This is a genomic window from Clostridium tertium (assembly GCF_017873245.1).
Taxonomy (GTDB): Bacteria; Bacillota; Clostridia; order Clostridiales; family Clostridiaceae; genus Clostridium; species Clostridium tertium.
The window spans coordinates 27,497-39,870 of the sequence record NZ_JAGGJY010000018.1 but is presented as its reverse complement, the minus strand read 5'-3'; the positions used below and the strand labels follow the sequence as shown (position 1 = coordinate 39,870).

The 12,374-nt window shown below is 26.2% G+C and carries 13 protein-coding genes and 1 pseudogene; 2 read left to right on the top strand and 12 right to left on the bottom strand.

Features of this window, described 5'->3' with window-relative positions:
• Positions 1 to 9: 9 nt before the first annotated feature.
• On the bottom strand, positions 10 to 507 hold the full coding sequence (locus J2Z25_RS16320; RefSeq protein WP_209741324.1) for a GNAT family N-acetyltransferase: 498 nt from the start codon (positions 505 to 507) through the stop codon (positions 10 to 12).
• A 288-nt stretch (positions 508 to 795) separates the two neighbouring features.
• Between J2Z25_RS16320 and J2Z25_RS16315 the strand changes: the two genes are divergently transcribed.
• Together J2Z25_RS16315 and J2Z25_RS16310 are read left to right on the top strand one after the other, a co-directional pair.
• Positions 796 to 1,923, top strand: coding sequence for an ABC transporter permease (locus J2Z25_RS16315; RefSeq protein ID WP_209741323.1), 1,128 nt, complete (start codon positions 796 to 798; stop codon positions 1,921 to 1,923).
• The gene (locus J2Z25_RS16310; protein ID WP_209741322.1) at positions 1,923 to 2,615 is read left to right on the top strand and encodes an ABC transporter ATP-binding protein; all 693 of its coding nucleotides are present in this window, start codon (positions 1,923 to 1,925) and stop codon (positions 2,613 to 2,615) included. The genes J2Z25_RS16315 and J2Z25_RS16310 overlap by 1 nt, the downstream gene beginning before the upstream one ends.
• A gap of 302 nt (positions 2,616 to 2,917) precedes the next feature.
• Here the strand turns inward: J2Z25_RS16310 and J2Z25_RS16305 are convergent, their stop codons facing one another.
• The 11 genes and pseudogenes from J2Z25_RS16305 to J2Z25_RS16255 all read right to left on the bottom strand — a co-directional run bounded on the left by J2Z25_RS16305 (position 2,918) and on the right by J2Z25_RS16255 (position 12,313).
• Positions 2,918 to 3,406, bottom strand: a complete 489-nt coding sequence (locus J2Z25_RS16305; protein ID WP_209741321.1) for a CarD family transcriptional regulator — start codon at positions 3,404 to 3,406, stop codon at positions 2,918 to 2,920.
• Between the two features lie 289 nt (positions 3,407 to 3,695).
• Entirely contained in the window at positions 3,696 to 4,010 is a 315-nt protein-coding gene (locus tag J2Z25_RS16300; protein ID WP_209741320.1) for a hypothetical protein, read from the bottom strand.
• A gap of 541 nt (positions 4,011 to 4,551) precedes the next feature.
• Positions 4,552 to 5,457, bottom strand: a complete 906-nt coding sequence (locus tag J2Z25_RS16295) for a GNAT family N-acetyltransferase (protein WP_209741319.1) — start codon at positions 5,455 to 5,457, stop codon at positions 4,552 to 4,554.
• A 446-nt stretch (positions 5,458 to 5,903) separates the two neighbouring features.
• Positions 5,904 to 6,615 (bottom strand): annotated as a pseudogene (locus tag J2Z25_RS16290) (pentapeptide repeat-containing protein).
• Positions 6,616 to 6,739: 124 nt separating this feature from the next.
• Positions 6,740 to 7,489 carry an aminoglycoside adenylyltransferase domain-containing protein gene (locus tag J2Z25_RS16285; RefSeq protein ID WP_209741318.1) on the bottom strand — a complete coding sequence of 250 codons (750 nt, stop codon included), beginning with the start codon at positions 7,487 to 7,489 and terminating at the stop codon, positions 6,740 to 6,742.
• Positions 7,490 to 7,550: 61 nt separating this feature from the next.
• Positions 7,551 to 7,697 (bottom strand): hypothetical protein, encoded by a 147-nt coding sequence (locus tag J2Z25_RS16280; RefSeq protein ID WP_209741317.1) that lies wholly within the window; start codon positions 7,695 to 7,697, stop codon positions 7,551 to 7,553.
• Between the two features lie 553 nt (positions 7,698 to 8,250).
• Positions 8,251 to 8,607 (bottom strand): helix-turn-helix domain-containing protein, encoded by a 357-nt coding sequence (locus tag J2Z25_RS16275; protein WP_008678946.1) that lies wholly within the window; start codon positions 8,605 to 8,607, stop codon positions 8,251 to 8,253.
• Positions 8,608 to 8,959: 352 nt separating this feature from the next.
• Positions 8,960 to 9,634 carry a PIG-L deacetylase family protein gene (locus J2Z25_RS16270; RefSeq protein WP_142690132.1) on the bottom strand — a complete coding sequence of 225 codons (675 nt, stop codon included), beginning with the start codon at positions 9,632 to 9,634 and terminating at the stop codon, positions 8,960 to 8,962.
• Positions 9,635 to 9,745: 111 nt separating this feature from the next.
• Complete coding sequence (locus tag J2Z25_RS16265; RefSeq protein ID WP_209741316.1) at positions 9,746 to 10,687, bottom strand: GNAT family N-acetyltransferase; 942 nt, start codon at positions 10,685 to 10,687, stop codon at positions 9,746 to 9,748.
• On the bottom strand, positions 10,674 to 11,954 hold the full coding sequence (locus tag J2Z25_RS16260) for a PTS sugar transporter subunit IIC (RefSeq protein ID WP_008678951.1): 1,281 nt from the start codon (positions 11,952 to 11,954) through the stop codon (positions 10,674 to 10,676). The genes J2Z25_RS16265 and J2Z25_RS16260 overlap by 14 nt, the downstream gene beginning before the upstream one ends.
• A 62-nt stretch (positions 11,955 to 12,016) precedes the next feature.
• Complete coding sequence (locus J2Z25_RS16255) at positions 12,017 to 12,313, bottom strand: PTS sugar transporter subunit IIB (RefSeq protein WP_008678953.1); 297 nt, start codon at positions 12,311 to 12,313, stop codon at positions 12,017 to 12,019.
• Positions 12,314 to 12,374: the final 61 nt, after the last annotated feature.

Below are 12,374 nucleotides of genomic sequence, written 5' to 3'. Positions count from 1 at the left end.
TAGAATTAATCAATTCAACTTTGCCATATAATATTCATCTACATATTTCCCATCAACTATCATTGAATTTTTTTTAATTCCTTCCACTTTAAACCCATTTTGTTCATATAAATGTTTTGCAACATTATTATGGCAAACTACAGTTAATTCTAATCTTGTAATATCATTTTCTTTTGCCCATATATCTAATTCTGAAAATAATTTTTTACCAATCCCAATACCTCTAAAAGCCTCACGAATACCAACTACAATATAAGCTGTATGCCTTATTCTTTTTGGCACTCCCCTTTGTGCAGAAAGGAAACCTATAATATTTTCAGTATCATCAATTCCAACTAAGAGCAAATTTCTTCCTTCTATACATTGATTTATAAGAAGATTAACTTTGCTAACATCATTTGACCTTTCCCCTGGCTCAAGTAACATAAATTTCGTTTCTTTATCAAGCTCTAAAAACATTTTTAATAAATTATCTGCATCTTCTGCCTTTACTTTACGAATATTCATTGCATTACTCCCCCTATATAAAGCATTTTCCTTATTTTAGCATAAAGCTTAATTTATTAATATATTTTTTATTTATAAAAATAAGTATACTCGCACTGTTCATTAAAAATATTTTTATAAAATATCACTAAATGCACAAAGAAAATAATTTTTATTATAAATAAAATCTCAATTATTCAATAAAAATTATTAATTAATATTGATTTTTTATTGAACATAGTTCATAATTAATTCATGCTTATAATATACACTTTAATAAGTATTAATCAAAAGAAGGAGAATTAAATTATGTTTTTAGCATTAAAAGAACTAAAGCACAATAAGGCTAGATTTGGTTTAATAATCGGAATCTTAACTCTTATTATATTTCTAGTACTATTTTTATCAGGTATTGCAAAAGGATTATCTGCAGCTACTGGATCTTCCATTGAAAATTCTAAAGCAAATTATTATATTTTAGATGATTCTGCAGATAAATTAATTACTCGTTCAGTTATCGAAAAGGATAATTTAAAGAAATTAAATAACCTTAATGGATTAATAGATTTAAATGAAAATACTACTCCTATTAATTTACATACAAGTAATTTCACTATGGATTCCTTAGATAAAAAAATTAATTTAGTTTACTTAGCCATTGATCCATCAGCCTTTCTTATGCCTGAAGTTATTGAAGGAAATACCTTAAATAATGATAGAGAAATAGTTTTAAACAATTCATTTAAAGAAGATGGTATAAAAATTGGAGATAAAATCAAAGATACATCTTCTAATTTAGAATTAACTGTAGTAGGATTTACTAAAAATCAAATGTATGCACATATTTCTGTAGGGGTTATTTCTTTAGATACATATAAAGATATAATGACTTCTGCTACTGGTAGGGATTATGATAATTTTCAAGCATTAGCTATTAATATGGACAAGTCTTCAGAAAACCTAGATTTACTTACTAATCTTGTTAATGATAATTTAGATAAAAAAGTTTTATTAACTAAAAATGATATAATTTCAAATGTTCCTGGACATTCACAAGAACAAGCTACTATTCTTATGATGTTAGTATTTTTATTAATAATATCTTCATTTATAGTTGGTGTATTCTTCTATATAACAACTATGCAAAAGTTACCTGAATTCGGAGTGTTAAAAGCTTTAGGAGCTAAAATGTCAACTTTAGCAATATCTATAACTACTCAAGTATTTATGCTTTCTGTAATAAGTATGCTTATAGGAAATGTATTAACATTTTCTTTAGCCAGTATATTACCAGCAAGCATGCCTTTTGTATTGAGTTATAAAGATGGAGCTTTAGTTTCACTATTATTTATAGCAATAGCACTATTAAGTAGTTTATTTTCTATCAGAAAAATAAGAAAAGTAGATGCTATTTCTGCAATAGGAGGTAATTATTAATGAGAAAATACGCACTTCAATTAAAGAATATAAGTAAAACATACAAAGATGGAGATAGTGAAAATACAGTGTTAAATAACATTTCAATTAATGTTAAACCAGGTGAATTTGTTGCTATTGTTGGTCCTTCTGGCTCTGGTAAAAGTACATTTTTATCCATTGCTGGAGCATTACTTTCAGCAAGTAGCGGTGAAATAATAATTGGAGATACAAATTTAAGTGAGAAAGATAAAAAGGAATTAGCTGATATAAGAAGAAATCAAATAGGATTTGTTTTTCAATCACATCAACTAATACCTTATTTAAAAGTTATTGATCAACTAAAATTAATACCACAGCTTTCTAAAAATAAAAATAAAAAAGAAGTTAATGACTATGCTAATAAGCTTTTAAAAGATTTTGGACTTGAACATAGACTTAATCACTATCCTTCCAAATTATCTGGTGGTGAAAAACAAAGAGTTGCAATTGCAAGAGCTTTAATGAATCATCCAGATATAATTTTAGCAGATGAACCAACAGCAAGTTTGGATGGCAAGCGTGGTCGTGAAGTTGTTACTATGATTAAAGATGAGATAAAAAAATATAATAAAGCTGCTTTAATGGTAACTCATGATGAGCGTGTTCTTGATTTAGTAGATACAATATATAGAATTGAAAATGGTAATATAACTATAGAAAAGATTTTTTAACTTTAAAATGGCTGTTCCACAACAATTGTGTAACAGTCATTTTAAGTCTAGAACTTTAACTTATGTAATTTATAAAATGATTTATAATATAATTTAACAAACATTAAATTTCATAAACACTATTTAAATCTTAAATATACAAACTCATATATAGATTAAATAAAATAGGTTTATTTCTTATAAAAGATTTAACTGTAAAATATACTTATTCTAGACCTATAATTTATATAAATATAAATATAAATTAATAATTTAAAGATATTTATTATATTATTATATTAAAATTAACCTTATAATCTATTTTAAATATTATTTTTAATATAATCTTGAACTTCATCTACATCAATCTCTAAGACTATTGCCATTTCTTGATATAATTGCTTGCTCGCACTAATCATAATATCTTCATCTGTTTTATTAAGCTTTTTACCTATTGAAATTTTTTCATCTTTTTCTAATTTTATCGAATTTATAACCTTTATAAGTTCCTCAGCATTACCTCTTCTTATTATAGCCTTATATTCTTCAACTCTTCTTCTTGAGTCTTCTATTTCAACAGTCTCATTTTTTGAAATTTCTTTCAATAAATTCACTATTTCAGCTTTTGTCATAAGCTCTCTCATTAATATTTTTTGATTATTTACAGGTGTTTTAATAGTCATCTTTTCATTATAAACTGGAGATAAAATATAATATTCTAACTCTTCATTTCTTAAAGTTACCTGCTCTATATCTGTAACCTTACAAACTCCATTTGAACCATATACAACATAATCATTTATTTTAAACATAAAATTACCCCCTTATGTGTGTTATTTGTAATGAAAAAAGTAGCTCCTACAGCTAAAAACTTTTAGGAACTACCTGTTGTATATTAATTATACCACAAATATACTAATATTTCTTCAAATCTTTCTAAATAATAAGAATATTTAAGTATTTTCTTATAAGAATTCAATTAATTATCTACTTAAAATATAAATTTAATATATTTAATATATTAAATTATACTTTATACCTTTAACTTCATCTTCAGTAAGCTTACTAATACTTTCATATCAACTTAAAATCCACTATATATTAATTTTCTAATTTTTTGTAATATATAAATGTGGTTACTGTATTTAAAATTATAGTAACTACAATCAAAACTGCTGATACGAATACTAATGCATCAGTCGTATCCATAAGAGCAGACCAATCATTTATTTGAACCAAATGATTGTTATAAATAATCTGTAAAAATAAAGAAATTGCACAAGAACTGATACTAATAATTGAAAGAATAATCCAACTCTTATTTTTATGTTTTTTATATTGCATAAGACTAATTATTGGAAGTATCCAAGCAATTAAACCAAGTAATAAACTTGCAGGATTAAGTAAAATAATCATAATAACACACTCCTTTTAATTTAATTAAGATCTATAAATTCAACCTTCCATATACCTTCGCTTCCAAAATCGTATTCTAATTTAACACTATTATTATCTACCCATGTAATTTTATATTGATTATTTGAAAAAAGTCTAAATCCATCATCAGTATAAACACCTTCATTTAATTCTTTAATAAATACTCCAAACTTTCTTTCATAAAAATTGCTCTATCCTGATAAAAGAAATTCTTTTTCTTCTACATCCTATAAAAAGAATACTTTCTAATAATATTAAAATTGAAATTATCAAACTTATCGATTTCTTTTTCATAGCACTACCTTTCACCTTATATACTTATATATTAATTTATCAATTATATTAAGTCAATAATATTTTATTGTTTTTCAATAAATTATTATTATTAAAAAATACTATGGAAATTCAAGTTTTTATTATTTCATATTAAAATGTTATAAAAAAGTTCTTAAAGATGCCTTTTGCTTTCTTTAAGAACTTTTTACTTCATTCTTCAAAAATATTCTTTTATTATATTAATTTATTGGACTACACCTTTTACCTCATAATAATTCATAGTTGATTTTTCTTTAAATCCACAAGCTTTATATAAATGCAATGCATTTTTATTTTTTATCTCAACATCTAAGGCAGCTTTATTTATTCCATCATTCCTTAAATAATTTAAGACTTGCATCAAAGACGCTCTTCCATATCCCTTATTCCTATATTCAGGGATTATTCCAAATCCACTAATAAATGCTGAATTTAACTCTTTACTAACTTTTATCTTACCAATTACTTTATCATCTACTTGAATTAAATAAGTAATAATGTTATTCTTTTCGTCATCTTCTGGTAATATCATCTCATTACAACCTTCTCCAAAGAAGATTTCATTTAAATTATCTATTTGATATATATCCTTATTTTTTGCATTACTTAAACAAATATCTTTATTGTTTTCATATACAATCCAATTAATGCATTCCATTCTACACTCTGAAAATGAATAGCTAGATTTTGTATTCTTTATGAATTCTATTGCAGAATTTGACTTGTCATCACCAAGTAATAGAACCTTATTAAATTTTCTTCTTTTACATTCCTCAATAGCCATTTCTACAAGCTTAGTAAAGATCCTTCTTCTTCTAAAGTCAGGATGAACCATTCCATTAATTTCGGCAATATTTCCACCAAAACATGAAATTCCCAAATATCCAACTAGCTTATCATTAATGTAATATAAAAATTCATTTATGTCATTTGAATCTTTTTTATAGTCCTTATTAATTTGTATTCTATATTCTAATTCTAGTTTTAAATTTACTTTATCTTCATTTATACAAATATCCTCTAACTCTTTTATCTTTTTATGTTCTTTATCGTTTATATATTTTTTTAAGATAATATATTTATCCAATATTTCATTACTTGTATTAACCATTTATTTTTCACCGTCCTATCTTTCTTATTACAAAATGAATTTTATTAATTATTTAACTATCTAAAAATTTTCCCATAATGACCACATTATAATAATTACCATTAATATACATAAACCAAATTCTTCTTTATGCTTGAATCTACTTAGTTTATTTCCTTCGCAACGTGTAAATCTTACTATTTTACCATTTACTTCCGCTATTAAAAATAGACTCGTTCTAGATATTGAATCTTGATAAATTATTCTTTTGAAATTTTCTGAACTTAATAACCTTTCCCCTGCTTCTCTATCAATATTTTCTGTTTCGCCATCTATTTTAATTCTTAATCTGGATAGTTCTTCTGCATCTACTTGTTTTGGACAACATCTTGAAAACTTAAGTAAGAAAAGAGTATTATATTAGTTTTTCTTAGTTATTAATAAATTATATTTATTAACTTTAATACTTACCAATGCCTTGGTCTAGTAATAGATTTAGGTAATCTCGTATTTGAATCACCTTTAGCACTATTAATTTGAGCTTGAGTTATGAAAATGCTATTGCTTAAATTAGCTCCGCTTAAATCCTTCTTTCTAAGATCAGCACCCATAAGATTTAGAGCTCCACCTAATGCTTTTTTACCTTTTAAAGAATTTTTTCCGTTATTAACTTTTTTCCTTAAGAATTCACTAGTTTGTAAAAGCAAATTATTAATTCCTATTCTAATTGATGTTAAATCTAAATTTATGATTGATTTTGTTTCTAAATATGTTAAACTTTCTATTTCATTTATTTTTTTAGTCAGCCTGTCTTTATTTATATTATTATTATCTTGTAGTCTAATAGATTCATTAAGATACCAAAGCATTTCGTGGAGCTGCTTCATAATAATAAAAACATCAAACATTTCTTTTGAATGCCCAGATTTTTCTTTCCAATCATGTGCTGAATAAGTAACTTGAGCTACCTTTTGCCCTGCACCAATGCAATCATATGCTATGCAACCTTTTAAACCTTTCTTATTAAGATCTTCATGAACTTTACATTTAAGCTAAATTAATACAAGGTTTACCTGCATCCTTATTAACTGGAAATCCATCCATAGCTGAAAAGTATAGTGCAACACAACATAATACAAAGCACTTTTCACAATCAGGCTGTAGTTCTTTATAATTCATTTTTACCCATCTCACATTCATAAAATATATTATATGCACATTATCATTCAATTTTGGCGATATTTCAAATTAAATCCCAAAATCCATCTTATATCTTACTAATTTATTTTTATTAAGAACCATGCTAATTTATATTTTTCAGCATATAATCACAAAACCCTTTAGCTTCCTCTTCATCTACTTTCATTATTTCATTTGTATTATAACTATATAGCGCATCATTTATAATTTTATGATAGCATTTATCTAAATTATATAATCCCCATTCTCCACCTTTCTCTTTTGAAAGGATTAAGTTGTTTCTAACATAAGCTAATACTCTACATAAATTTAGAATGATATAAATAGGATTATCATAAATTTCTGATTTAGCTTCAGATATGTCATTTTTAATACTATCTAAATAATCTTCTTTTGAAACTTCAGCAAACACCTCATTTATAGGCAATCCATATAAAACTATTCCTGAATTCTTTATTATAGTAAAATGTGCAGCTAAATCTTTATCAAATCCATTCATATTTTTACAATAATCTTTTGAATCACTATTGTACCAACCAAGATGCATATTAGAAAAATGTAAATCAAATGGGGTTGGATATATAAAATTAGTACAATATTTCTTTAAAACTATACTCATTTCTAACCCTTTTGATGGAGCTTGTTTATTTAATTCAATTGTAACATTCATAAGTTTTAGCTTTATCTCTTCTGTTAATGGCTTATTAACTACGACTATGTAGTCAATATCACTTTTATCCCAATTGAAGCAACCTAATGCAATTGATCCATGTACATAAATGCCTACTAAATTATCTCTTAATATCTTTTTATACTCTATAGAAACACTTTTTAAAACATCTTCATAATCCATGCCCTTTACCTTCTTATAAATATTTGTAAAACAGATATTTTATCTATCAATGTATTGCTGTTTAATTATTTTCTTTAATTAAATCCATATTTAACTTAATTATATTACTAGTATCAATCCCATATAAGATATCTCCTATATCACCTTCAAGTTTAACCATTTCAATTCCAAAACTTTTATTTAAAACTAATGTAGCAGATGTTATCATAAAAATGATAATACAATTTAAAAATTGCTTTCCTATCCTATCTTTTGAAAATCCTACTGTTTGAAATATTGGCTTTTTTTGAATATAACATATAATATAATAAACCTTACCATAAATATATATGGTAATAACTCAATACATACTTTTAGAAATATCATCCCATCCAAATTAAATACAAACGTTGCTAAAGCAAAGAAGATAACAAGTGTTATAAAATTACTAAAAGCACACCACTTAATCTAATGAAATGACTTATTTTAGTGTTTACAATACTCAGCCCAATAATAATTTATTATTTAAAAACTAACCACCGCCATAATAAAGAGCTATATATAAAACCTATTCTTGTTGTTTTATTCGTAATCATCTTATTCTAATTGTCCTCTAATAGATTTAATTCAACAGTCTCTTCTTGCTTATTCCATTCCATAACAATAATCAACTTATCTTTAAATAGTCTTATAATATACTTCTTTGTATATTTAAATTACACTATTACATACGCAAGAATTTTATTCTAATATCTTTAGCACACACTAAATAAATCAATATATTACATCTTAAATTTTGACGTCTTTACCCATTCTTCCAATGCATTTTTACTAAATATAAATTCTCCAGATATTTGTACGCATGGTATTGAATCATCTTTAATAATTACTTGAGTTAATCTTTCCTGACTTATACCCAAATATCGTGCTGCTTCATCCAATGATAAAATATCTTTTGAATCTAAGTTATTATTATTTTCTTGATTAATTGTATTAGTAATATTAAATATTCCTTGACTTATCCCATCTCCAATGAATCGTCCATTATTTTCCATACTATTAGCTATTATTGAAGCACTAATAATAAGTGAAATAGCTAAGCTAAAAATTGAAATTGGTAATAATTTTTCTTTTAACACTTTTATTCCCCCTTAAATTAAATTCCCATTTGAAGTTCTTAATAAAGACTTTACTAAAAGTAACTCATACCATTCTTTATCTTATATGTAAATAATACCATATAAGTATTTTATTTATATAGTATATTTTCATAAAACACATTTGATATTTGTTGTATAGTTATTAACTATACATTCTCTCATTCTTATTAAAGTTTTAATACTTAGTTTACTACTATTTATTTTTATTCCATATACTTATAAACATATAAAAAGGATCTATGTAAAATTCAATTACATAAATCCTTTTTAATAAACTTTTTATTGTGTTATATAATCTATAAGAAAGCTAATTAATTTAATTAAAATAATTTTATAAGTTTTCTATATATGAAGCATACATATATGCTTTTGTAAACTTCCTGCTTCCACATTCCATACTTCTAACTTTTCCCATAGTTTTATAATAATCATAATAAGGAACACTATTTACTTTTCCATTAAAGATTTCATATTTTCTTAATGCATTGAACCATGTATCAACTTCACTTTCGCTTAGCTCATAATATGCTTGTGGCACGAATCCAACTAAATCTTCACAGTTTTCTCCATATAAAAGTTTTATATCCATGCCATTATTTCTACATATCTTAACTGCCTCTTTAACTGTATAGTGTGTATAATAATGCCTTGGATGCAATGTTCCACTAAAGTGAGTTATAACTAAATCCACTTTTTCATCAGTAAAATATTTTACTAAGATATCAATGAATTCATTTTCTGTTGGAAGCTCTTTAGAATTATAACCAAATGACTTGCAATCTGAATTCATTGCTTTTGCAACATTTATATTTTCCTGAATTAAATTCTCAACATATCTATCGTTCTCTTCCTTTGTAACATTAGGCCCTTCTAATCTTCCTTGTACTACATTGACAAAAGTGCATTTTGCCCCTAATGCTGCATATTTTATAATTATTGGACCTCCCATTAATTCTGCATCTAGTGGATGTCCTCCTATACTAATAACTCTCTTAATGTTATTCATCTATTTATCCTCCACTCTTTAATCAATATTCTATATAATTTATGAGTCTAAACTTTTTTTACTTCTAAATAAGTTATTTGTAATTAAATCCATTTTCAACTTTATCTAACTTTAAGCGATTTTTTTACTATACAAATAGTAACTTCTATATACTTCTACACCATGTTTTTGATAAAACCTCATACCTGCTCCATGAGTCCATAAGAAATATAAATAGTAAAGTTTATTTTGCTTCATATCATCCATCATTAAATTAAATAAGACTCCACCTATACCACTACTTCTTAAATCTTCCCTCACTCCAAATGGACCAAACCTACATTCATTCCCATCCATTTTCCTCATACAAAAACCTACTACTTTGTCATTCGTATCTAAACTTATCCATATAAGTTTTTCAGCTTCATTATTTTGCATAGCCATTAATGCACTTCTTTTCCATCCACCGCCAAAATTTTCACCTAAGAATTCTAACAAATCCATTGAATACTTATAATCAAACTTCCTAAAGCTATATCCTTGCTTCTCTAATTGATTTTTTCTTCCCTTAACTTTTAATGGTATATTGTAATCCCATAAATTTCTTTGCATACTTACAGCTTCACCAGTTCTTGTATAGTTTAATTTTTCAAAAAAATCTATACTTTCTTTATAATATTCCTTATCTATTCCTGGGAAAAAATAATTAGGACTGTATGCTGCTATAGTTATATTCTTTACTCCATATCCTTTTAACCTTTCTTCTACTTCCTTTACCATTTCACTTCCAATGTTTTTCTTTCTAAAATCCTCTCTTACAAATAAAAGATTTATCCAACCTCTTTCTGGTTCAAGGCCTCTATCTAAATATGGCACTTGCCTTTTTGTTGCTAATATAAAGCCAACAACTTCTTTATCCTCAATTGCAATGAGCGCAAGTTTTCTATTAAAATTTTCATCAAACAAAACTTGTTTTCTTAATTGTTCACATGAAATAGTATCGGCTATAAGACATTCATTCCATAGTTTCACTATTAAATTTTCATACTCTTGTGAGTAATTAATTATTTTCATATTTTCCCTCAGTCCCCTCTATTTGACTTTCCATTTCTTTTCTTTCCAAAGCCTTAAAAAATGGATAAAATATTAAACCTATAATAAAGTAGTTAGCTAAGCTAAAGAAGAATGCAAAAATGCTTCCTCCAGTTCCTAAATATGCTGCTATAGGTGCTGGTACTGTCCAAGTAACTTGAGTTATAATTGGAGGTATCATTGGAATTATTGATGTGAATATATATGACCAAATCCATAAAAATGAAAAACCAAATACCCAAGGTATAAATAATAATGGATTTAATACAATAGGTAACCCAAACATTACAGGCTCTGCAATGTTAAATATAGTTGCTGGTAATGCTAATTTTCCTAAAGTACTATATCTTTTTACTTTAGAAATTGCTGCTAACACAGCTATTGGTAATACTGATATACGAACGAAATATCCACACCACTCTGTAGTAAATAAATTAGGTATAACTTCTGCTCCTGCTTTATAAGCTTCCATATTTTCCGTTATCATACTTGTCCAAATTGGAGACATAACACTTCCTACAACGTTTGAACCATGTATTCCAGTAAACCATAATACTCTATCTAAAAAGAATGATAAAAACTGTGGTATTGGACCTTTTCCTGCAGCAACTAGCGGCTCAAAAATAACATTTGTTAGTTCTGGTATATTCCACTTTAATACATGTGACATTACCCATGACATTAGTAACACAACCATTGATGGAATTAATGCAGTAAAGGCATCTAACACCATTGGTGGAACTCCTGCCGGCAACTTAATTGTAAAGTTTTTATTTATAAGAAACTTATATATTTCAACTGCTATAATTGATATAAATATTGCTGCAAACATTCCTGAACTTCCAAAATTGGTAGTTTCTATAACTAACTTTCCATCCTCTGTATTAAACATTGGAAAGAACATCATAAAACTTAAAAATCCTATTAATGCAGTTACTATAGGCTTTATTTTTGAACCCCTATCTTTGTAATATTCTCCCAAAAAGTATCCTGAAACAATTGCAATACATACAGCTAAAAGACCTAAAGATGAATTAACTCCAGCCCATAACTTTCCTGAAAATGGAGCTACTATATTACTCCATCCTGGAATAGGTAGTGCAGCAATTAATATTAATAACGAACTAAAAATTAGAATTGGCATTGTGGTCATAAATGTTTTTTGTATAACTTGTAAGTATCTCATCTCTGATATTTTAATAAGAGGTGGTGCAAGACGCTCCTCTATAAAACTAGTTATCTTTTCCATTAATCCATTCTCCTTTAATTCTCATTTATTAAAACGTTTACTTAAGCTATAAAATTTTATCTCTATAGCAAAGTTGAAATTTGTTTTACAATTGCTTCACCATCAATCATTCCATAATGCACCATATCAATCACTTGAACTGGAATATCTCCTGCCACTTTTTGCATTTCTTTTAGCTTATACCTTACTTGTGGCCCAAGAAGCACTAAATCAGCTCCTTCAATACTTTCTTTTGCATTGCTTATAGAATAAGCACTTATGTCATAATCCAAATTATGCTTTTCAGCTGCTAATACCATTTTAGTAACTAATAAACTAGTGGACATACCTGCTGCACAAAGTAATACAATTTTTTTCATCTCAAAACCCTCCTGTAATTTATTTACAACCCAATCATAACATGCTTTGATTTAAAAATAA